Below are 21137 nucleotides of genomic sequence, written 5' to 3'. Positions count from 1 at the left end.
TCAACTGGAGACTAAAACATGAAATTTGCTATCAAGGCTGTAGCTGCTTCCGTAATCCTGGCGAGCGCTGGCGGCGCTTTTGCTCAAAAGGGTGAAACCGTCAAGATCGCCTGGATCGACCCGCTGTCCGGCCTGATGGCGGCCGTGGGCACGAACCAGCTCAAGAGCTTCCAGTTCATCGCCGAAGAGTTCAACAAGAAGAACGCCGCGGGCGTGAAGTTCGAGATCATCGGCATCGACAACAAGCTCAGTCCCCAGGAAACCTCCAGCGCCCTGCGCTCGGCCATGGACCAGGGCGTGCGCTTCGTGGTGCAGGGCAACGGCTCCGGTGCCGCGCTGGCCATCATCGACGCGCTGGAAAAGCACAACGCCCGCAACCCCGGCAAGGAAGTGCTGTACCTGAACTACGCTGCTGTCGATCCCGATCTGACCAACAGCAAGTGCAGCTACTGGCATTTCCGCCTGGACGCCGACACCTCCATGAAGATGGAAGCGCTGACGACCTACATGAAGGATCTGCCCGAGGTCAAGAAGGTCTACCTGATCAACCAGAACTACTCGCACGGCCACCAGGTTTCCAAGAACGCCAAGGAAATGCTCAAGCGCAAGCGTCCTGATGTCCAGGTCGTTGGCGACGACCTGCACCCCCTGGCCCAGGTGCGCGACTTCGCGCCCTACATCGCCAAGATCAAGGCCTCCGGCGCCGACAGCGTGGTTACCGGCAACTGGGGCTCCGACCTGGCACTGCTGATCAAGGCCGCCAACGACGCGGGCCTGAGCAACGTCAACTTCTACACCTACTACGGCTCCGTCACGGGCAGTCCCACCGCCATGGGCGCCGCTGCCGCCGGCCGCGTGTACATGGTGGCCTATGCCCACATGAACCTGCCCGGCCCGCTGAACCAGATCGTGGTGGACTACAAGAAGAAGTTCAACGACGACATGTACACCGGCGCTGTCTACCACGCCTTCTCCATGCTGTCCGAGGCCTTCGTCAAGACCAAGTCCACCGATCCGGCCAAGGTCGCCGCCGCGTTGGAAGGCATGAAGTTCAAGAGCTTCAATGGCGAGGTCGAGATGCGCAAGACCGATCACCAGCTCCAGCAGGGCCTGTTCATCTCCAAGTGGGACAAGGCCGGCGGCAAGAACCCGCTGGATTCCGAAGGCACGGGCTACACCTTCGTTCCCGTGAAGTACTTCGAGCCCTATGTGGCCAGCACGCCCACCTCGTGCCAGATGAAGCGTCCTTCCTGAGGCTGTTTTGCGATCGCAGGAGGCCCGACACCCCTCGGGCCTCTTTTTTTGACCCTGGACTGAAGAATTTCAATGAATCTTGAGTTTTTCGTGATCTCCACGCTCAACGGCGTGAGCTATGGACTGCTGTTGTTCATGCTCAGCTCGGGCCTCACGCTGATCTTCAGCATGATGGGCGTGCTCAATTTCGCGCACACCAGCTTCTACATGCTGGGTGCCTATTTCGCCTACACGATCGCCGGCATCATCGGGTTCTGGCCCGCGCTGCTGGTGGCGCCGCTGCTCGTGGGTGCCATGGGCGCGCTGTTCGAGCGCTACAGCCTGCGCCGCGTGCACAAGTTTGGCCATGTGCCGGAACTGCTGGTGACCTTCGGCCTGTCCTACCTGATCCTGGAGCTGGTGCAGCTCGTCTGGGGCCGCTCCACCGTGCCCTACGGCCTGCCCGAGCAACTCCAGGGACCGCTGTTCACGCTCTATGGCACGCAGTTCCCCAAGTCGCGCTCGTTCGTGATGCTGGTGGCCATGCTCATGCTGCTGTCGGTGTGGCTGCTGCTGACGCGCACGCGCATCGGCCTGGTGATCCAGGCGGCGCTCAAATACCCCCAGATGGTCGAGGCGCTGGGCCACAACGTGCCGCGCGTGTTCATGCTGGTGTTCGGTGGGGGTTGCGCGCTGGCGGGGCTGGCCGGCGTGATCGGCGGCAACACCTATGTCACCGAGCCCGCCATGGCGGCCTCGGTGGGCTCCATCATCTTCGTGGTGGTGGTGGTTGGCGGCATGGGCTCGCTCGCGGGGGCCTTCCTGGCCTCGCTGCTGATCGGCCTGGTGCAGACCTTCGCCGTGGCCCTGGACCATTCGCTCGCCAGCACGCTGCAGGCCATGGGCGTGATGGTGTCCGAAGAGACCTTCGGCTGGCCGCTGCTCAAGCTGACGATTTCCCAGGTGGCACCCATCCTGCCCTACCTGCTGCTGGTACTGATCCTGATCTTCCGCCCGAAGGGCCTGCTGGGCACCCGGGAGGACTGATGCCATGACTTCCTCGACTTCATCCACCCCCACCTCGTACCACCGTTTCAAGCCCTGGAACGTGGGGCGCATCGTCATCTGGAGCTTTTTCGCACTGCTGCTGATCGTGGCCCCCATGGTCTTCAAGAGCAGCCTGGCGCTGACCATGCTCTCGCAGATCGGCTACCTCATCATCATCTGCCTGAGCTACAACATGCTGCTGGGGCAGGGCGGCATGCTGAGCTTCGGCCATGCCGTCTATACCGGACTGGGCTCGTTCATCGCCATCCACGCCATGAACCTGGCCAGCAAGGGCTCGCTGCCGATTCCGCTGGTGTTCATTCCGCTCGTGGGCGGCCTCGCGGGCATGCTGTTCGCCGTGCTGCTGGGCTTCGTGACGACCAAGAAGGCCGGTACCACCTTCGCCATGATCACCATGGGCATCGGCGAGCTGGTGGCCTCGATGGCGCTGATGTTCCCCGAGTTCTTCGGTGGCGAGGGCGGCATCACCACCGACCGTGTCTACGGCTCGGCGCTGATGGGCATCACGTTCGGCCCGGCCATCCAGGTGTATTACCTGATCGCCGCCTACTGCTTCATCTGCACGGCCGCCATGTTCGCCTTCACGGGCACGCCGCTGGGCCGCATCCTGAACGCGGTGCGCGACAACCCCGAGCGTGTGGAGTTCATCGGCTACAACACGCAGCGCGTGCGCTACTTCGCCTTCATCATCGCCGGCTTCTTCGCCGGCATTGGCGGCGGCCTGGCGGCCATCAACTTCGAGATCATCACCGCCGCCGACAGCGTGAGCGTGATGCGCTCGGGCGGCTACCTGCTGTTCACCTTCCTCGGTGGCGCCACGTTCTTCTTCGGGCCCATCATCGGCGCCGTGCTGCTGGTGTTCGCCTCGGTGCTGCTGTCCGAGCTGTCCAAGGCTTGGCTGCTGTACCTGGGCCTGGTCTTCCTGTTCATGGTGATGTTCGCGCCCGGCGGCGTGGCCAGCCTGATCATGATGAACCTGCGCCTGGCCAAGTTCGGCAAGCTGCGCGGCCTGTGGCCGTCGTACCTGGGCCTGGGCGGCACGGGACTGGTGGCGGTGCTGGGCGCCGCCTGCATGGTCGAGATGACCTACCACCTGCAGCTCAACGCCGCGCTGGGGCCGGTCATGACCTTCCTGGGCGCGACGCTCGACGCCACGGCGCTTTCGAGCTGGTTCGGCGCGGGTTTCGTGCTGCTGACCGGGCTGGGCCTGTTCGAGCTGTGCCGGCGCCAGTTCCTGCGCCAGTGGAGCCAGATCCAGGAAGAAATCGAGCACGAAATCAAGCGTGGGGAGGCGCTGTAAACCATGGCGCAAGACGCTACGACCTATTCGCTGGAGCTGCGCAACCTGCGCAAGAGCTTCGGCAAGACCGAGATCATCCGAGGCGCCAACCTGGCCGTGAAGGCGGGCGAGCGCGTGGCCATCATCGGCCCCAATGGCGCCGGCAAGTCCACGCTGTTCAACCTGATCAGCGGGCGCTTCGCGCCCACCAGTGGCGAGGTGGTGCTCAACGGGCAGCGCATCGACGGCAAGAAACCCTTCGAGATCAACCGCATGGGGTTGAGCCGGAGCTTCCAGATCACCAACATCTTCCCCAACCTCAGCGTGTTCGAGAACCTGCGCTGCGGCGTGCTCTGGAGCATGGGCTACAAGTACACCTTCCTGCGCTTCCTCTCGGGCCTGCATGACGCCAACGAGCGCGCCAAGCAGCTCATGGAGATGATCAAGCTGGAGAAGAAGCGCGACACGCTGGCGGTGAACCTCACCTACGCCGAGCAGCGCGCATTGGAGATCGGCATCACCATCGCCGGGGGCGCCAACGTCATCCTGCTCGACGAGCCCACCGCCGGCATGAGCCGCAGCGAGACCACGCGCTTCATCCACCTCATCAAGGAGGTGACCGAGGGCCGCACCCTGCTGACCGTGGAGCACGACATGGGCGTGGTGTTCGGCCTGGCCGACAAGATCGCCGTGGTGGTGTATGGCGAGGTGATCGCCTTCGACACACCCGAGAACGTGCGCGCCAACCCGCGCGTGCAGGAGGCCTACCTGGGCTCCGCCGTGGCCGATGCACAGGCGGGGGGACACTGACATGCTGCATATCAACAACCTTCACGCCTACTACGGCAAGAGCCATGTGCTGCATGGCGTCGCCTTCGACGTCCAGCCGGGCGAGATCGTCGCGCTGCTGGGCCGCAATGGCTCGGGCCGCTCCACCACGGCCAAGGCCATCATGGGCCTCGTGGACTGGGAGGGCACGGTGCAATGGAAGGGCAAGGACCTCAACGGCAAGAAGGCCTACGAGATCGCCCACCTGGGGATTGGCTACGTGCCCGAGAGCCGCGACGTGTTCCCCAACCTCACGGTGCACCAGAACCTGCTGCTGGGCCAGAAGGGCAGCGGCAAGGGCAGCCGCTGGTCGTTCGACGACATGTACGCCATGTTCCCGCGCCTGCACGAGCGCCGCAACATCGAGGCCGGCGTGATGTCGGGCGGCGAGCAGCAGATGCTCACGCTGTGCCGCACCCTCATGGGCGACCCCGACCTCATCATCATCGACGAACCCACCGAGGGCCTGGCGCCCAAGATCGTCGAACTGGTGGGCCAGTACCTCAAGACGATCAAGGAGCGCGGTATCTCCGTGCTGCTGATCGAGCAGAAGCTGACCATCGCCATGGACATCTCCGACCGTGCGCTCGTCATGGGCCACGGCAGCATCGTGTTCCAGGGCACGCCCGACAGCCTGCGCGCCGACAGCTATGTGCGCAAGGAGTGGCTGGAGGTCTGAAGCACTCCCGCACCATGCCAACGCCCTGCCGCCCCGTGCGCGCAGGGCGTTTTTCTTGGCCTCAGAAATAGCGCCGCAGCGCCAGCTCCCAGCGCCCGGAAACGGGCCAAGCGCCGAACTGGCTCAGCGGTGTGCCCCGGCTGCGCTGCCACTGCAGTGCCAGGTCGAACCCGTCGGCGCGGTAGCGCGCCTCGATCCAGAAGCGGTGGCTGGCGTCGGTGCGGTCCAGGTGGAGCAGGGCGCTCAGGTCCAGGCGCTGCACGAAGGCGTCCTTCCACGCCGCATGGAAAAGCAGCGCATGCCGCGTGGGCGGCTCCTGTGCCTGGAGAGTCCACAGGCGGTATTGCGCGTACTGCAGAGGCGGCCCCGCGCGCAGGGCCTGCCAGGCGGCCCGCCCGGGCGCGGCGCCGTTGTAGTGCGCCTCGGCCGTGAGCGAGAGCCGCGATGCCGTGGTGTAGGTGGCTCCCAGGGCCAGGCTGTTGCGCCAGGGCGTCGGCGCGGCGCGATCCAAGGCCTGCTCCAGCAGCGTGGCCGAGGGGCCACCAGACCACTCCAGGTAGGCCACGGTGGCGTCACCGACCAGGCCGGAGAGATTGAGCCCGCCTTGCACGCTCTGGCCCTGCCGGGCCAGCAGCAGCCATTGCGGACTGAGCGTTTCGCTCCAGCGCTGGGTATAGCCCAGCAGCGCGCGGTGGCGGTGGTTGGTGGCGCCCCAGTCCAGGTCCCAGCCGCCGCGCGGGGCGCCGCGCTGGGCCAACCGGGGCGAGAGAGCCAACGCAAGCGCGCCGCCGTCCCAGAGGTGCTGGGCCCGCAGCATGGCGCTGCCCTGGCGGTTCTCGCGCAGGCTGGCCGGGTCCATCGACACGGCCGAACGCACGGCGCCGTCGCGGAACAGGTCCGTGGGGTTGTAGCCCAGGGCCACGCCCTGGCGGTGGTTGATGCGCCCGAGGTCCAGCGCCGTGCCTTGCGCCAGGGTGTGGCCCAGGTAGGCCTCCTTCAGCGTGTGCATGGCGTGGTCCTCGAAGGCCCCTGGGCGGGAACGCACATCCAGCCGGCTGGCCGCCACCGCGTGCCAGTCGCTGCCCGTCCCATGCTCCAGGCGCAGGTCGAGCGACAACCGGCCGTCGTGTAGCGCCGGGCCGCCACCCCGAGGCCAGGCCGCGCCGCCCGCAGTCTCCGCGAAGGCACGCCAGGCGCGGGCAGGGACCGGCGCGGCGGTGGCGGGGGCCTCGTCGGCGAGCCTTAGCGCATCGAGGTCGGCGTCCTGGGCTGCGGCGGCACCGCAGGCGCACAGCAGCAGGGCGGTGCACAGCGCGCGCATCATTCGGGCCGAAAGCGCGGCAGGTAATCGCGCTGCAGCCAGGCCTCGGGCACCTCGCGCCGCACCCAGGCGCCGTAGCGCATCACCGTCACCCAGCCCGGGTCCAGGCCGTCGATGATCACGGTCTCGGTCGGCCGCTCGGCGCCGAACACGGTCTGGTAGCGCCGGTAGTAGGCGGTCTTGAGCAGCGCGCCGCTTTGCGCGTAGAAGCGTGCCTTCACGGGCTGGTGGCTGGCGGCGTCCACCCACATCTCGATGCGGTGGTAGCTGGCGTCGGGCGTGGCGGCCTCCAGCGCCAGCTTCAGACACTGGCGGTGCTGGCGCTCGCCGTCCTGCGTGGCCTCTTCGTCGGCGCTGACGGCGCGGTAGTCGCGCGCGAAGTTCACCGTGACCACGTCGCCGTTGGAAGCCTGCCCCAGCAGCCGCTGCTGCGGCGACAGGCGGATGCTGGCCTGGCTGGCCGGGTCGTAGAACCACAGGTCCTTGCCGTTGTAGAGGATGAGCTTGCCGGCGTCCCGCTCGGGCGCCACGTAGCGCACCAGGCTGCGGAACAGGCCGCCAGTGCTGTCGGGCCGCGAATAGATGGCCAAGGTGCTGGAATCGGTCTGCCGGCCCTGCCGGTATTCGACCAGCGTGTTCGTCAGCCCGAAGGCGAAGCCAGGGTTGCGGATGGCGTCGCTCGCGGCCAGGATGTCCTGTGGGGACGGACGGGCGAGGGCGGCGCCCGGCCATGTGGCCAGGGCGGGCAGGGCGCTCAGAAGGAATTGGCGGCGTTGCATGCGGTACTCCTCAGGCGTGGCGCAGCGCGTCCACGATGTCCAGCCGCGCCGCGCGCCGCGCGGGCCACCAGGCCGAGGCCACCGTCACCGCCAGCAGGCCCGCGATGCTGCCAACCAGCAAGGGAACGTCCTGCCAGATGCGCACCAGCACCAGGTAGGCATAGGAGTAGCCCGGCGGCGTCCAGGCCCAGCCGCTGTGGTTGATGGCGGATGCCAGCGCCAGCGTGGCCAGCAGCCCCAGCACCGTGCCCGCCGCGCCCAGCAGCAGCGCCTCGCACAGGAACAGGCGCCGGATGCCGCCGCGCCGCAGCCCCATGGCGCGCAGGGTGCCGATCTCCACCGTGCGCTCCACCACGGCCGTGCCCATGGTGTTGGCGATGGTGAACAGCACGATGATGCCGATGAGCAGCGCGATGAAGCCGAACATCGATGCCATGAACTCGTCGGTCTGTCCGAACAGCGGGTTGAGCGCCCGGAAGTCGTGCACCTCCAGGTCCTGCGCGGCGAAGTCCCGCGCCAGCAGCGCCTGCAGGCGCTCGCGTGCCGCCGGGATTTGCGCCGTGCGGTGCAGCTGGAGGACGATGGCCGTCGCCTCGGGCGGTTGCGTGCCGTACAGCAGGCGCTGCGCCTGCGGCAGGTGCATGGCCAGGTAGGTGTCGTCGATGGCCTTGATGCCCATGTTGTGCGCCTTGAGCGCCTGCAGGCTGGCCACGTTGGGCGCGCCGCGCGCGGTGGCCGCCAGCATCTCGATGCGCCGTGCCGAGGCCGCCGTGGCCGGTGCCCGTTCCAGCGCGGACAGCGCCGCCACGTCGTCGGGTGCGTTGGCCCCAGGCGCGACCGCCTGCGCCGGGGTGCTCTCGCAGTCCGCCACGGCCAGCGCGCTGCACAGCCCCAGCTTGCGCGCCACGCCGGTGCCCAGCACCACCGTGTCGGGCGCAGTGCCGTCGAGGGCCAGCGGCTGCGCGTAGCTGACCATGCCGTAGTCGTTCCACTCGCGCAGCCGGTCGTATTCGTGCGCCACCAGCCCGGTGGCCAGCACCGAGCGCGACTGGCCCGAGTCCATGCGGCCCGCGATGCCGCCCAGCTGCAGCGTGGGCGTGGCCAGCCGCAGCATGGGCGCAAGCACCGCGTCGCCGTTGACGGCGTCGATGATGCGCTGGTAGCCCGCGATGCCGTAGGCCGTGGGGTTGTCGCCCCCATCGAGGAAATAGCCGCGCCGCTGGACCTGCAGGTGGCCGCTGTACTGCACGAAGCCCGTCTCCATGCCGTAGAGGATGTTGGAGCGGTAGCCGCCGAACAGCAGGATGGCGGTGAGGCCCACCACCATGGCCAGCAGCGTGGCGAGCGAGCGGCGGCGGTTGCGCAGCAGGTTGCGCCGGGCGAGCATCCAGAGGTTCATGCCGCCACCTCCTGGGCCGTGTCGCGCTGCGCGATGGATTCGATGCGCCCGTCGCGGATCAGCACCACGTCGTCCGCCTCGGCGCGCACCAGCGGGTCGTGCGACGAGAACACGAAGCTCGCGCCGCGCGCGCGCTGCAGGCGGCGCATCAGCGCGATGATTTCCGCGCCGGTCTGGCTGTCGAGGTTGGCCGTGGGCTCGTCGGCCAGCACCAGCGCCGGCTCGGTGGCCAGCGCCCGCGCGATGGCCACGCGCTGGCGCTGGCCGCCCGAGAGCTGTCCGGGCAGGTTGCCCGCGCGTGCGCCCAGGCCCACCGCGTCGAGCAGCGTGCGCACGCGCGCCTTGCGCTCGGGCGCGGCCACGCCGGCCAGTACCAACGGGTATTCGACGTTCTCGAACGCGGTCAGCACCGGCAGCAGGTTGAAGTTCTGGAAGATGAACCCGACGTTCCGCGCGCGAAAGTCCGACAGCGCATCGTCTGGCAGCGCCTGCACGGCCTGGCCGCCGACCTGGACCTCGCCAGCGTCGGGCCGGTCGATGCAGCCCATCATGTTGAGCAGGGTGGTCTTGCCGCTGCCCGAGGGGCCGCAGAGCACGGTGAAGCGGCCGGGCCGGATGTCGAGGCTGACGCCATCGAGGGCCGGCACCGCCACGGTGTCGAGCCGGTAGGTCTTGGTCACGTTGCGTAAACTCACGGGATGCATGCTTGCTCCATCAAAGGGTCCCGGCGCGGGGTTGTGCCGGAACTGGCTGCATCCTAGGAACCCATCTACCGGGCGTCTTGAATGATTTCGACATCGCAGCGTGCAGCGCATGCCCCCAGCCCGGCCCGCCACATGCGCAAGGTGGCTCCCTGGCCCCGCACGCCCGGCATGACCTACAGCCACGCGCGCTCGGAGCTGTGGATTCCGCGCAGCCTGCTGGCCTCGTGCGTGCGCGGCGTGATGGCGCGCGATACCCGCACTGAGGTGCTGGACGACGCCCAGCGCTACAACCACATGCCCGCCGCGCCCAGCTGCGCGCTGCTGTGGTATCTGCAGGGCGACTGCCAGGTGCTGGAGCAGGGCGCTCCCGCGCACCCCGAGAGCCCGCGCGTGACCATTGCCCGCACTACGTTGTGCGGCCCCTTCACGCAGCCCACCATCAGCTGGAACCCCGGGCCTATCCATGCCTTCATGGTGCTGCTCATGCCCGACGCGCTGGCCCATATGACGGGCCTGGACACCACCGCGCTGCTCGACCGCATCGTCCCGGCCGACGAGGTGTTCGGCGCCGACTGGCAGGCCATGTTCCGGCAGGTGGAGGCCGCCGCGGACGACGACGAGCGCGTGGCGCTGGTGGAAGCGTTTCTGCTGCCACGCTGGCTGAAGGCGCGCCCGGCATCGCCCCTGTCGAGCCACCGCCTGGCCGACTGGTCGCGCAGCCTGGCGCTGCACGCGGCCACCTCGGGCCTGGGCCGCAGCCTGCGCCAGGCCGAGCGCCGCATCAAGCAATGGACCGGCCACACCCACCGCAACCTGCTGGGCCTGGGCCGCTCGGAGCGTGCGTTCTTCCACAGCACGGCGGCCCACCAGTCGGGCGCCGTGAACTGGAGCGACATTGCCGAGCAGAGCGGCTACGCCGACCAGTCCCACCTGTGCCGCGAGACGCGGCGCGTCACCGGCTTCACCCCTGAGGAGCTGCGCCGGAGGATCTCCACCGAGGAAAGCCTGTGGGCCTACCGGCTCTGGGCGTTCAGCGCGGGGTTGGCGGGGGATTGAGACCAGGGCAGGGCGCATAGCCGTCCGGCTTGCTGCCCCCTCATCCCGGGCTTCTTGAGCCCTTTTGTCCCAGGCGAGACAAATCCCCTCTGGCAAAGCGGTCAGAATTCTCTACAATCAAAATCGCACGACCGTTCTTTTTTCATTTTCCAAGGAACAACAGCATGACCGCTGAATACAAAGTCCACGGCAATGTCGCCGTGATCACGCTGGCCAACCCGCCTGTGAACGGCCTGGGCCTGTCCACCCGCCAGGGCATCGTCGATGGCCTGGAGCAGGCCAATGCCGACGGCGCAGTGAAGTCCATCGTCATCACCGGTGCCGGGGGCGCGTTCTCCGGCGGTGCCGACATCAAGGAGTTCGGCACCGACAAGGCCATGCAGGAGCCCAACCTCAACTCCGTGATCGCGGCCATCGAGAATTCCGACAAGCCCGTCGTCGCGGCCATCCACAGCGTGGCCATGGGCGGCGGCCTGGAGCTGGCCCTGGGCTGCCACTACCGTGTCGCTGCCCCCGGCTGCAGCGTGGCCCTGCCCGAGGTGAAGCTGGGCATCCTGCCTGGTGCCGGCGGCACGCAGCGCCTGCCGCGCGTGATTGGCGTCGAGCCCGCCCTGAACATGATCGTCAGCGGCGAAGCCATCAAGAGCGAAATGCTCGCCATGCTCCCCGGCCAGAAGCTGTTCGACAAGCTGGTGGACTCCCCCGAGGCGCTGGCCGCCGAGGCCCTGGCCTTCGCGCAGAGCGTGGCCGACGTGCGCCCCATGCCCCTGGTGCGCAACCTGCCGTGCAAGCACCCCGAGGGCGACGCCTACTTCCAGTTCGCGCGCAACATGGTCAAGGGCATGAGCAAGAACTTCCCGGCCCCCGCCAAGTGCGTGGACGCCGTTGAAGCCGCCACCAAGAAGAAGTTTGCCGATGGCCTGGCCACCGAGCGCGAGATCTTCATCAACCTGATGTGGACGGCCGAGTCGCGCTCGCTGCGCCACCTGTTCCTGGCCGAGCGCGCCGCGAGCAAGATCCCCGACGTGCCCTCCGACACCCCCAAGCGCGACATCAAGGCCGTGGCCGTGATCGGTGCCGGCACCATGGGCGGCGGCATCGCCATGAACTTCCTGAACGCCGGCATCCCCGTGAAGATGCTGGAAATGAAGCAGGAGGCGCTGGACCGCGGCATTGCCACCATCCGCAAGAACTACGAAGCCCAGGTGGCCAAGAAGAAGCTCAAGCAGGACAAGTACGAACAGCGCATGGCGCTGCTGAGCACCACGCTGTCGTATGACGACCTCAAGGACGCCGACCTCGTGATCGAGGCCGTGTTCGAAGAGATCGGCGTCAAGGAGGCCGTGTTCAAGCAGCTCGACGCCGTGATGAAGCCCGGCGCCATCCTGGCCTCCAACACCTCCACGCTGGACGTGAACAAGATCGCCAACTTCACCCAGCGTCCGCAGGACGTGGTGGGCCTGCACTTCTTCAGCCCCGCCAACGTGATGAAGCTGCTCGAAGTGGTGCGCGGCGCCGCCACCGCCAAGGACGTGCTCGCCACCGTGATGGCGATGGCCAAGAAGATCAAGAAGACCGCCGTGGTTTCCGGCGTGTGCGACGGCTTCATCGGCAACCGCATGATCGAGCAGTACAGCCGCCAGGCCGGCTTCCTGCTGGACGAAGGCTGCACCCCCGCGCAGGTGGACAAGGCCGTCGAGAAGTTCGGCTTCGCCATGGGACCGTTCCGCATGGGCGACCTGGCCGGCAACGACATCGGCTGGGCCATCCGCAAGCGCCGCGCCATCGAACAGCCCGGCATGAAGTACAGCAAGACCGCCGACCTGCTGTGCGAGAAGGGCCGCTACGGCCAGAAGACCGGCGCCGGCTGGTACGACTACGTGCCCGGCAAGCGCGACGCCATCCCGAACGCCGAGGTGGTGAAGATGATCGAAGACCACCGCGCCTCGCTCGGCATCACGCCGCGCAAGATCTCCGACGAAGAAATCGTGCAACGCCTGGTGTTCAGCCTGGTGAACGAAGCCGCCTACATCCTCGAAGAAGGCATCGCCAACAAGGCCAGCGACATCGACGTGGTCTACATCTTTGGCTACGGCTTCCCCGTGCACCGTGGCGGCCCGCTGAACTACGCCAACGAAGTTGGCCTGTTCAACGTGGTCCAGGCCATGAAGCGCTTCGCCAAGAACCCGCTGGACGACGCCGCCTTCTGGAAGCCCGCTCCGCTGCTGGCCAAGCTGGCCGCTGAGGGCAAGAACTTCCAGTAAGCGCGCAGCCGCACCACCGAACAAGGAAACCACATGACTTCCGCAGTAATCGTATCGACCGCACGCACCCCCCTGACCAAGAGCTGGAAGGGTGCCTTCAACATGACCCACGGCGCCACCCTGGGCGGCCACGTGGTCCAGCACGCCATCCAGCGCGCCGGCATCGAAGCCGCCGAGGTGGACGACGTCATCATGGGCTGCGGCACCCCCGAGGGTGCCAGCGGCGCCAACATCGCCCGCCAGGCTGCCCTGCGCGCCGGCTGCCCCGTCACCGTGTCGGGCATGACCATCAACCGCTTCTGCTCGTCGGGCCTGCAGACCATCGCCACCGCCGCCCAGCGCATCATCGCCAACGAAGGCGACATCTACGTGGCCGGCGGCCTGGAAGTCATCTCCTGCACCGCGCAGGAAATGAACCAGCACATGCTGCAGGAAACCTGGCTCATGAAGAACAAGCCCGAGGTCTACTGGCCCATGCTGCAGACGGCCGAGCAGGTCGCCAAGCGCTACAACATCAGCCGCGAGGCCATGGACGAATACGGCGCCGCCAGCCAGCAAAAGGCCGCAGCCGCGCTGGAAAAGGGCCTGTTCACCGATGAAATCGCCCCCATCACCGTCACCATGGGCGTGGCCGACAAGGTCATGGGCCTGAGCACCAAGCAAGTGACGGTGAGCGTGGACGAAGGCATCCGTGCCGGCACCACCTATGACGGCATCAAGGACCTGCGTTCGGCGCTGCCCGGCGGCCTGGTGTCGGCTGGCAACGCCAGCCAGCTGTCCGACGGCGCGGGCGCCGTGGTCGTCATGCACGAAGACCTGGCCGCCAAGAAGGGCCTCAAGCCCCTGGGCCGCTTCCTCGGCTTCGCCGTGGCCGGCTGCGAGCCCGACGAAATGGGCATCGGCCCCGTGTTCGCCATCCCCAAGGTGCTCAAGCGCCTGGGCCTCACGATGAACGACATCGACCTGTGGGAGCTGAACGAAGCCTTCGCCGTGCAGGTGCTCTATTGCCGCGACAAGCTGGGCATTCCCGCCGACAAGCTCAACGTCAACGGCGGCGCCATCGCCGTGGGCCACCCCTTCGGCATGAGCGGCCAGCGCCTCACCGGCCACGCCCTCATCGAAGGCAAGCGCCGTGGCGCCAAGCGCGTGTGCGTGACCATGTGCATTGGCGGCGGCATGGGCGCTGCGGGCGTGTTTGAAGTGCTGTAAGCGCTGACGACGTTTTAAGACACAACGCCCCGCGCAGGCCGCAAGGTTTGCGCGGGGCGTTTGCTATTGGTTTGGTAGCTAGTGGCGCTTTGTGGACGGGCGCCAGAGGCCAAAATGGCTTCAGGATTTCAAATGCAGAGCCACCTCGCCCGACCAAGGCTCGGTCAGCCCCCGGCCACCGCCCAGGTCTTCGAGCAAGGGTCGCAGCTTGTCCAGGTTAGCCACCATCGCGGGGCGCGCATCCGCCAGCGCCTGCGGGCTGTCCCACTCGCCCACGACGATGAAACTGCGCTCGCCCGAACGGATCAGCCAGAAATTGCGCCCCCCGGGCATGGAGCGCATATCCATCTCCTGGTGCAGGCGGACATATTCCTCGTCCTTGCCTGGCTTCACACGCATGTGCACGACATTCATCGCGGTCATGGCCCACTCCTTGGAATTGCGGGGGAACCATGCTAGCACTCTGCGGGAGCGTGCGCATGGGGTGCGTGGCACGTCGCGGATGCACCGGGTGCTTGCTATTGGTTTGGTCGCTGATGGCGCTTTATGGGGCGGGCGTTGGAGGCCAATACACTGTTGGTGGTTTTGGCCATGTTTCCGTACAACTTGTTGGGAAGACGGTTACTGGCCTGTAACGAGCTGTTGATTTGATGCATGAGAGTGGACGTTCGGGTATGCAGATATAGCACCGAGTCGTCTTGTAGACTGACCCCATCTCAAACACATCGTCGGCGATCCATTGCAATAGAGAAGAAACGTATGGCTACAAAAGAAACTACGGCTGCTGCTCCGCGCAAGAGGGTTGCGCGCATCAAGAAGGCGACAACCTACGCCGCGTTGCTCATGACGCAGAACCAGCATCGGTTCTACTTCACGACTATTCCCGTCGACGACTTGTTCGACTATTGTTTCGTTGCAAAGCGGGATGAAGATCCTGTTGCGGGTTTCCAGCGATCTTTGAATGAATCCCGCGCGGACGATATTGCCAGCTATCTGGCAGCAGGGACCGGGTCGATACCTAGCAATATTGTCTTGTCTGCCCAACCTAATGCGGCGTTTTCTTACAACCGAAAGACGAAATCAATCTCGTTCGCACGAGAAGGGTCTGCTTTTTTGGTTTTAGACGGGCAGCACAGACTTTGGGGGTATCAGAAGTGCTCGATACGGCATCGTGTTCCGGTCGCAATCTATGAAGGGCTTACGCGGGCTGAAGAAACAAAACTCTTCATAGATATCAACACGACCCAGCGTGGTGTACCTGCAGCCTTACTCTTAGACATCAAAGAGCTGGCAGACGTTGAGGATGCAAAGGAGCACACTCTGCGTCAGATATTCGACCGCCTCAACTCGGATCCCAAATCGCCACTCGCTGGAAAGCTAAGTGCATCCAAGTCTCTAGCGAATCGGATTTCCAGGGTCACTTTTAATCGAGCTGTTGGACCTATTTTGACGTCAGGGGTTGCTCTTGAAGCTGGAGCGGAGAATAGATACAAGTTAATATTGAATTTTCTTAATGCTTGGGATGCGGAGTTGCCGGAAAAAACGCTGCTTCTTCGATCGGCTTTCTTTGAGTCGATATTTGATCTATTTGGAGAAATCATTCAAAACACGTTGAATGCAAAAAAGAGCGCAAAGCAGGAGGTGATTCAGGCAACAATTAGACCACTTGCACGTATGAGCTACTTTGGAACCGGTGGTCGCGTTTTGCTGTCAAAAAAATCGATCGTTGCGATCATGCAGTCGACATTGAGGAAGACAGCACCTATCTCGGCGGCAATGCTGTGAATCTTCCCCAAAGTGCTCTATGGCAACGAATGCGGCAGCAAGCACTCAATGCCATTCCTCCCGGTGCAAGCGTCGATTTCAAAGCACCGTTGACTTTAGCGACTTGGCAGGCTCAAGGCACCTACACAATTGCATCTGGCAGTTCGACAAAATTCACGATTGAAGCGGCTCCTGCCGATTTCGGGGGGGCGCTTCTCTCGGATGCTGCCTATCACTTGGATCACGCTCTAGAGCATCAAACTTCGTTAATGAAGACTTTGGCCAGTGGGCAATGGAATAGCCCAGCTTGGCAAATAGTGACTTTTTACTACTGGGCCTACTTCGTGGCCATGGCGCTCTCGCGGATGCTTGGACATACCGTTTGGTTCGTCACACCGGAAGTCGCAAGTCAGTTCACAATGCTGGCACCTCCGGGTTCTGCGACATTGACCAAAGGTACATATGAAATCACTTGCGGCGCTCCTCTTAGTGCAGGTACCCGTCAAATCTTTTTAGTGAAGCGCTCTCGGCGGGTGCATGAACAGCTATGGACAACGATTTTCAATCTCATCGGTGGTTTGTATCGTGACGTTGGTGTTGGGGTCGCTTCGCAGCAAGAAGAGCGTCTGTTTCTAGCAATAACCAACTCGGCTCATGTACTCGGGGACGACTGGCCGAGCGCGCTCCGAAACGTTGTCAACTACCGACCAGGATTCGCATACACCGCGCCGCGATTTTGCAATAATTTTGATTCCCTGGCTCACCTAACTTCTCAGGCCCAGACGATCGACCGCATAGTGGATCGCTTGGAAAATAGCAACCTGAAAATGCGTGCTGAACCAAGTGTCTTGGCGCAACCGAAGGTCGCGGCCAGAATGCTTGTAGACATAACGATTTTGCTTAGCCGGATCGCCCACGCACTACATGATGAAATTGTCGACCGGAGTGGTATTGACCGTCGCTGGCTTGTGAGCAAACGTCGTTTCGCGCAACAGCAGGGCCTGCTTTCGTCTGGTGCTCTCTGGCCGTGCTGATTGCAGTGTTACCGAGCCTTCATCACCTCGACGGTTGACCGATATTTGCCGGTCAGACTGGCAGTTCAGGGGCGATCTCAATCATTCGACATGCACTGACCTGCCCCGCGTCACCCACCGGACATCCCTTTCCCCGTCGCGGCTCCCATAATTTGCCGCATGACGACCTCCCTCCGCTCCACCCTCGATTTCCTGCTCTACGACTGGCTCCAGGCCGAGTCGCTCACCGCGCGCGAGCGCTTTGCCGACCATTCGCGCGAGACCTTCGATGCCGTGATGGACACCTGCGAGCGCATCGCGCGCGAGAAGTACGCGCCGTTCAACCGCACGGTGGATGTGCAGGAGCCGCATTTCGATGGCGAGAAGGTCATCCTGCCGCAGTGCACGGCCGACGCGCGCCAGGCGTTTGCCGACAGCGGCATGCTCAGCGCCGCGCAAGACTATGAACTCGGTGGCATGCAGTTGCCCTATGTGGTGGAGTCGGCGGCGGGCAGCTTCTTTGGCTGCGCGTCGATCAGCATCGGCTCCAACCTGCTGACCACGGGCAACGCCAATGCCATCCTGGTGCACGGCACGCCCCTGCAGCAGCAGGTGTTCGCCGCCAATGAATTCAACGGCCGCTGGGCGGGCACCATGTGCCTGTCGGAGCCGCAGGCGGGCTCGTCCTTGAGCGATATCACCACCCGCGCCGAGGCCGATGGCGAAGGCTTCGAGGCCGATGCGCTGGGCCCGCGCTATCGCCTGCGCGGCAACAAGATGTGGATCAGCTCGGGCGACCATGAGCTGACCGAGAACATCGTGCACCTGGTGCTGGCCAAAATTCCGGGGCCGGACGGCAAGCTGGTGCCGGGCGTGAAGGGCATCTCGCTGTTCATCGTGCCCAAGAAGCTGGTGGACACCGAAGGCAACCTCACCGGCGAGCGCAACGATGTGGCGCTCGCCGGGCTGAACCACAAGCTGGGCTGGCGCGGCACCACCAACACGCTGCTGAACTTCGGCGAGGGCAAGTACCCGGTGCGCGGTGGCGCGGGCGCCATCGGCTACTTGGTGGGCAAGCCGGGCGAGGGCCTCAAGTGCATGTTCCACATGATGAACGAGGCGCGCATCGCCATCGGCATGGCTGCCACCATGCTGGGCCTGGCGGGCTACTACGCCAGCCTGGACTACGCCAAGACGCGCCTGCAGGGCCGTCCCGTGGGTGAGGGCGGCAAGGACGCCAGCAGCCCCCAGGTGCGCCTGATCGAGCACGCCGACGTCAAGCGCATGCTGCTGGCGCAAAAGAGCTACAGCGAGGGCGCGTTGGCGCTCAACCTGTATTGCGCCAAGCTGGTCGATGAAGGCCGCACGGGCGACGCCGAGGCCGCCGCGCAGGCCAAGCTGCTGCTGGAGGTGCTCACGCCCATCGCCAAGAGCTGGCCCAGCGAGTTCTGCCTGGAGGCCAATTCGCTGGCCATCCAGATCCACGGCGGCTACGGCTACACGCGCGACTTCCCGGTGGAGCAGTACTGGCGCGACAACCGCCTGAACATGATCCACGAGGGCACGCACGGCATCCAGGCCGCCGATCTGCTGGGCCGCAAGGTCATCATGCAGGGCGGGGCGGGGCTGCAACTGCTGGCGCGCACCATGGGCGCCACCATCGCCCAGGCGCGCGGGGTACCCGCGCTGTCGGGCTATGCCGACCAGCTCGCCCAGGCCCTGCAGGATGTCACCGCCGCCACCCAGGCCGCCTGGTCCACCGGCAAGCCCAATGAGGCGCTGGCCAATGCCGTGCCCTACATGCAGGCCTTCGGCCACATGGTGCTGGCCTGGATGTGGCTGGACGTGGCGGGCCGCGTGCTGGCCCAGGATGCTACGCTTTCAGTAGCTGCTAGCGCTGGCCGCATGGGCGCTGCACGCTATTTCTTCCACTACGAGCTGCCCAAGATCGGCGCCTGGCTGGGCGTGGTGGGCACGCGCGATGCCACCTGCGCCGCCATGGCCGAAGACGCCTTCTGAGCGCCGCGCCCACGGGCTTGGCTACCATGCCCGTGGGTGCCGTGCCGGCGCCCCTGCGCTTCTCCCGGCCAATCGCTCAGGAGACAGGCGCGCCGGGTGAGCGCGGCGCACAATCATTGGCAATGCCCTGGCGCCCGCGCGGCGCTGCGGGGCCCGAACCGAAACAAGGAGACCACACCATGACCACCCGTACCATCCAGCAACTGTTCGACCTCAAGGGCAAGACCGCGCTGGTCACCGGAGGCTCGCGCGGGCTGGGCCTGCAGCTGGCCCATGCGCTGGGCGAGGCTGGCGCGCGCATCATGCTCAGCTCGCGCAAGGCGGGCGACCTGGAAGAAGCCGCCGCCGAGCTGCAGGCCGCCGGCATCGACGCGCGCTGGATCGCCGCCGACTGCGCGCAAGAGGCCGAGATCCACCGCCTGGCGCGCGAGACCATGGAGCGCATGGGCGACATCGACATCCTCGTCAACAACGCCGGCGCCACCTGGGGCGCGCCCGCCGAGGACCACCCGCTCGACGCTTGGGACAAGGTGATGAACCTCAACGTGCGCGGCTACTTCCTGCTGAGCCAGTACGTGGCCAAGCACAGCATGATCGGGCGGCGCAGCGGCAGCATCATCAACGTGGCGTCCATCGCCGGGCTGGGCGGCAACCCGCAGGGCATGAACACCATCGCCTACAACACCTCCAAGGGCGCGGTCATCAACTTCACGCGCGCGCTGGCGGCCGAATGGGGCAAGTACAACATCCGCGTCAACGCCATCTGCCCGGGTTTCTTCCCGAGCAAGATGACCATCGGCACGCTCAAGGCCCTGGGCGAGGAGAACCTCATCGGCCACGCGCCGCTGGGCCGCCTGGGCGACGACGAAGACCTCAAGGGCCTGTGCGCGCTGCTGGCCTCCGACGCGGGCAAGCACATCACCGGCCAGTTCATGGCCGTGGACGGGGGCGTGAGCGCGGTCACCGGAGGCTGATGCCATGGCCACCCACAACGGCTTCGGGGTCGAGATCCCCTTCGTCAACCATCTGGGCTTCACGCTCGAATTCATGCAGGGCGGCCAGTCCGAGCTGCGCTACGAGGCGCAGCCCGAGCACATGAACTCGTTCAGCGTGACGCACGGCGGCGCCACCATGACGCTGCTGGACGTCACCATGGCCACGGCCGCGCGCAGCGACACGCCCGACATGGGCGTGGTCACCATCGAGATGAAGACCAGCTTCATGCAGCCCGCGCGCGGGCCGCTGGTGGCCAAGGGCCGCCTCATCCACCGCACCGCCACCATGGCCTTCACCGAGGGCACGGTGTACGACGCCGAGGGCCGCGTGTGCAGCCATGCCACGGGCACCTTCAAGTACGTGCGCCGCCTGCCGGTGGACGGCCGCAATGTGCACCAGCTGCGGGTGATTTCCACGGATTGACCCCGTAGTTTTAGATGAAAAATGGCTGCGGCGCTTGATGGTCAAGCGCTAGCAGCTATTGAAACAATAGCAAAAGGAGACCGCCATGCCCCGCAACCAGCAGATCCTGCTCGACAACCGCCCGCAGGGCGAAGCCACGGTGGACAACTTCCGCCTCGTCGCCACCGACACCCCCGCGCTGCAGGACGGCCAGGTGCTCGTGCGCCACCACTACCTGAGCCTCGACCCGTACATGCGCGGCCGCATGAACGACAGCAAGAGCTACGCCGCCAGCCAGGCGCTGGGCGAGGTGATGATCGGCGGTACCGTGGGCGAGGTGGCCGAGAGTCGCAACCCCAAGTACGCCGTGGGCGACAAGGTGGTCGGCATGGGCGGCTGGCAGGAATACAGCGTGGTGGACGGCAACGCGCCCGGCCTGCTGCGCAAGGTGGACACCACGCATGTGCCGCTGTCGCACTACCTGGGCGCCGTGGGCATGCCCGGCGTGACCGCGTGGTACGGCCTGGTGAAGATCATCGCGCCCAAGGCGGGCGACACCGTGGTGGTGAGCGCCGCCACTGGCGCCGTGGGCAGCGCCTTCGCCGCGCTGGCCAAGGCGCGCGGCTGCCGTGCCGTGGGCATTGCCGGCGGGCCCGACAAATGCCGCTACGCCGTGGAGGAGCTGGGCTTCGACGCCTGCATCGACTACAAGGAGCACAGCGATGTGAAGGCCCTGGCCGGCGCCCTGAAGATCGCCTGCCCGGACGGCATCGACGGTTACTTCGAGAACGTGGGCGGCTGGATCATGGACGCCGTGATGCTGCGCATGAACGCCTTCTCGCGCATTGCCGTGTGCGGCATGATCGCCGGCTACGACGGCAAGCCGCTGCCCATGGCCAACCCCGCGCTGCTGCTCATCAACCGCATGAAGGTCGAGGGCTTCATCGTTGGCGAGCACATGGAAGTGTGGCCCGAGGCGCTCAAGGAGCTGGGCACGCTGGTGGGCACCGGCAAGCTGCGCCCGCGCGAGACCATCGCCCAGGGCATCGCCGCCGCGCCCGAGGCCTTCCTGGGTCTGCTCAAGGGCAAGAACTTCGGCAAGCAGCTCGTCAAGCTGATCTGAA

General features: G+C 65.6%; 19 protein-coding genes. 14 read left to right on the top strand and 5 right to left on the bottom strand.

The window, feature by feature from the left end; translation table 11 throughout:
• The first annotated feature begins 18 nt into the window (after positions 1-18).
• From D8S75_RS04750 to D8S75_RS04730, 5 genes are all read left to right on the top strand, one after another.
• Positions 19-1254, top strand: a complete 1236-nt coding sequence (locus tag D8S75_RS04750) for a branched-chain amino acid ABC transporter substrate-binding protein (protein WP_119964813.1) — start codon at positions 19-21, stop codon at positions 1252-1254.
• A 72-nt stretch (positions 1255-1326) separates the two neighbouring features.
• Positions 1327-2280: a branched-chain amino acid ABC transporter permease gene (locus D8S75_RS04745; RefSeq protein WP_119964812.1), complete on the top strand. Its 954-nt coding sequence runs from the start codon at positions 1327-1329 to the stop codon at positions 2278-2280.
• Positions 2281-2284: 4 nt separating this feature from the next.
• Positions 2285-3601, top strand: coding sequence for a branched-chain amino acid ABC transporter permease (locus tag D8S75_RS04740; RefSeq protein WP_119964811.1), 1317 nt, complete (start codon positions 2285-2287; stop codon positions 3599-3601).
• A gap of 3 nt (positions 3602-3604) precedes the next feature.
• Positions 3605-4390 carry an ABC transporter ATP-binding protein gene (locus tag D8S75_RS04735; RefSeq protein ID WP_119964810.1) on the top strand — a complete coding sequence of 262 codons (786 nt, stop codon included), beginning with the start codon at positions 3605-3607 and terminating at the stop codon, positions 4388-4390.
• A gap of 1 nt (position 4391) precedes the next feature.
• Entirely contained in the window at positions 4392-5087 is a 696-nt protein-coding gene (locus tag D8S75_RS04730; protein ID WP_119964809.1) for an ABC transporter ATP-binding protein, read from the top strand.
• Between the two features lie 61 nt (positions 5088-5148).
• Here D8S75_RS04730 and D8S75_RS04725 read toward each other — a convergent pair whose 3' ends face one another.
• From D8S75_RS04725 to D8S75_RS04710, 4 genes are read right to left on the bottom strand one after another with little or no spacing between them, the layout of a single operon-like run.
• Positions 5149-6411, bottom strand: a complete 1263-nt coding sequence (locus D8S75_RS04725; protein WP_119964808.1) for a hypothetical protein — start codon at positions 6409-6411, stop codon at positions 5149-5151.
• A complete protein-coding gene (locus D8S75_RS04720; RefSeq protein ID WP_119964807.1) occupies positions 6408-7187 on the bottom strand; it encodes an outer membrane lipoprotein-sorting protein in 780 nt (259 codons plus the stop codon). The genes D8S75_RS04725 and D8S75_RS04720 overlap by 4 nt, the downstream gene beginning before the upstream one ends.
• 10 nt (positions 7188-7197) lie before the next feature.
• Positions 7198-8586, bottom strand: a complete 1389-nt coding sequence (locus tag D8S75_RS04715) for an ABC transporter permease (protein WP_119964806.1) — start codon at positions 8584-8586, stop codon at positions 7198-7200.
• Entirely contained in the window at positions 8583-9290 is a 708-nt protein-coding gene (locus D8S75_RS04710) for an ABC transporter ATP-binding protein (protein WP_119964805.1), read from the bottom strand. Before D8S75_RS04710 ends, D8S75_RS04715 begins: the two co-directional genes overlap by 4 nt.
• A gap of 81 nt (positions 9291-9371) precedes the next feature.
• Between D8S75_RS04710 and D8S75_RS04705 the strand changes: the two genes are divergently transcribed.
• The 3 genes from D8S75_RS04705 to D8S75_RS04695 all read left to right on the top strand — a co-directional run bounded on the left by D8S75_RS04705 (position 9372) and on the right by D8S75_RS04695 (position 13819).
• Entirely contained in the window at positions 9372-10346 is a 975-nt protein-coding gene (locus D8S75_RS04705) for a helix-turn-helix domain-containing protein (RefSeq protein WP_232828904.1), read from the top strand.
• 164 nt (positions 10347-10510) lie between these two features.
• Complete coding sequence (locus tag D8S75_RS04700) at positions 10511-12610, top strand: 3-hydroxyacyl-CoA dehydrogenase NAD-binding domain-containing protein (protein ID WP_119964804.1); 2100 nt, start codon at positions 10511-10513, stop codon at positions 12608-12610.
• Positions 12611-12643: 33 nt separating this feature from the next.
• Positions 12644-13819 (top strand): acetyl-CoA C-acyltransferase, encoded by a 1176-nt coding sequence (locus tag D8S75_RS04695; RefSeq protein ID WP_119964803.1) that lies wholly within the window; start codon positions 12644-12646, stop codon positions 13817-13819.
• A 120-nt stretch (positions 13820-13939) separates the two neighbouring features.
• On the opposite strand, the gene D8S75_RS04690 is transcribed toward D8S75_RS04695, so the two are convergent.
• Positions 13940-14242 carry a putative quinol monooxygenase gene (locus D8S75_RS04690; protein WP_119964802.1) on the bottom strand — a complete coding sequence of 101 codons (303 nt, stop codon included), beginning with the start codon at positions 14240-14242 and terminating at the stop codon, positions 13940-13942.
• Positions 14243-14578: 336 nt separating this feature from the next.
• On the opposite strand from D8S75_RS04690, the gene D8S75_RS04685 reads away from it, so the two are divergent.
• The 6 genes from D8S75_RS04685 (at position 14579) to D8S75_RS04665 (ending at position 21136) form a co-directional block, all read left to right on the top strand.
• Positions 14579-15604, top strand: coding sequence for a DGQHR domain-containing protein (locus D8S75_RS04685; RefSeq protein ID WP_157982590.1), 1026 nt, complete (start codon positions 14579-14581; stop codon positions 15602-15604).
• Positions 15601-16617 (top strand): hypothetical protein, encoded by a 1017-nt coding sequence (locus tag D8S75_RS17375; RefSeq protein WP_157982589.1) that lies wholly within the window; start codon positions 15601-15603, stop codon positions 16615-16617. The genes D8S75_RS04685 and D8S75_RS17375 overlap by 4 nt, the downstream gene beginning before the upstream one ends.
• A 159-nt stretch (positions 16618-16776) precedes the next feature.
• Positions 16777-18615 (top strand): acyl-CoA dehydrogenase, encoded by a 1839-nt coding sequence (locus D8S75_RS04680; protein WP_119964800.1) that lies wholly within the window; start codon positions 16777-16779, stop codon positions 18613-18615.
• Between the two features lie 179 nt (positions 18616-18794).
• Positions 18795-19589 carry an SDR family oxidoreductase gene (locus D8S75_RS04675; protein WP_119964799.1) on the top strand — a complete coding sequence of 265 codons (795 nt, stop codon included), beginning with the start codon at positions 18795-18797 and terminating at the stop codon, positions 19587-19589.
• Between the two features lie 4 nt (positions 19590-19593).
• Entirely contained in the window at positions 19594-20034 is a 441-nt protein-coding gene (locus D8S75_RS04670; RefSeq protein ID WP_119964798.1) for a PaaI family thioesterase, read from the top strand.
• An 85-nt stretch (positions 20035-20119) separates the two neighbouring features.
• Entirely contained in the window at positions 20120-21136 is a 1017-nt protein-coding gene (locus tag D8S75_RS04665) for an NADP-dependent oxidoreductase (protein WP_119964797.1), read from the top strand.
• Position 21137: the final 1 nt, after the last annotated feature.

Origin of the sequence: Simplicispira lacusdiani (assembly GCF_003604195.1) — a bacterium.
GTDB classification, from domain to species: Bacteria; Pseudomonadota; Gammaproteobacteria; order Burkholderiales; family Burkholderiaceae_C; genus Simplicispira; species Simplicispira lacusdiani.
The sequence above is the reverse complement of the archived record's forward strand: the minus strand, read 5'-3'. Positions and strand labels throughout refer to the sequence as shown.

Coding starts and splice junctions, on each gene's coding strand:
- D8S75_RS04750 (WP_119964813.1), top strand. CDS start 19: ATGAAATTTGCTATCAAGGCTGTAGCTGCTTCCGTAATCCTGGCGAGC.
- D8S75_RS04745 (WP_119964812.1), top strand. CDS start 1,327: ATGAATCTTGAGTTTTTCGTGATCTCCACGCTCAACGGCGTGAGCTAT.
- D8S75_RS04740 (WP_119964811.1), top strand. CDS start 2,285: ATGACTTCCTCGACTTCATCCACCCCCACCTCGTACCACCGTTTCAAG.
- D8S75_RS04735 (WP_119964810.1), top strand. CDS start 3,605: ATGGCGCAAGACGCTACGACCTATTCGCTGGAGCTGCGCAACCTGCGC.
- D8S75_RS04730 (WP_119964809.1), top strand. CDS start 4,392: ATGCTGCATATCAACAACCTTCACGCCTACTACGGCAAGAGCCATGTG.
- D8S75_RS04725 (WP_119964808.1), bottom strand. CDS start 6,411: ATGATGCGCGCGCTGTGCACCGCCCTGCTGCTGTGCGCCTGCGGTGCC.
- D8S75_RS04720 (WP_119964807.1), bottom strand. CDS start 7,187: ATGCAACGCCGCCAATTCCTTCTGAGCGCCCTGCCCGCCCTGGCCACA.
- D8S75_RS04715 (WP_119964806.1), bottom strand. CDS start 8,586: ATGAACCTCTGGATGCTCGCCCGGCGCAACCTGCTGCGCAACCGCCGC.
- D8S75_RS04710 (WP_119964805.1), bottom strand. CDS start 9,290: ATGCATCCCGTGAGTTTACGCAACGTGACCAAGACCTACCGGCTCGAC.
- D8S75_RS04705 (WP_232828904.1), top strand. CDS start 9,372: ATGATTTCGACATCGCAGCGTGCAGCGCATGCCCCCAGCCCGGCCCGC.
- D8S75_RS04700 (WP_119964804.1), top strand. CDS start 10,511: ATGACCGCTGAATACAAAGTCCACGGCAATGTCGCCGTGATCACGCTG.
- D8S75_RS04695 (WP_119964803.1), top strand. CDS start 12,644: ATGACTTCCGCAGTAATCGTATCGACCGCACGCACCCCCCTGACCAAG.
- D8S75_RS04690 (WP_119964802.1), bottom strand. CDS start 14,242: ATGACCGCGATGAATGTCGTGCACATGCGTGTGAAGCCAGGCAAGGAC.
- D8S75_RS04685 (WP_157982590.1), top strand. CDS start 14,579: ATGGCTACAAAAGAAACTACGGCTGCTGCTCCGCGCAAGAGGGTTGCG.
- D8S75_RS04680 (WP_119964800.1), top strand. CDS start 16,777: ATGACGACCTCCCTCCGCTCCACCCTCGATTTCCTGCTCTACGACTGG.
- D8S75_RS04675 (WP_119964799.1), top strand. CDS start 18,795: ATGACCACCCGTACCATCCAGCAACTGTTCGACCTCAAGGGCAAGACC.
- D8S75_RS04670 (WP_119964798.1), top strand. CDS start 19,594: ATGGCCACCCACAACGGCTTCGGGGTCGAGATCCCCTTCGTCAACCAT.
- D8S75_RS04665 (WP_119964797.1), top strand. CDS start 20,120: ATGCCCCGCAACCAGCAGATCCTGCTCGACAACCGCCCGCAGGGCGAA.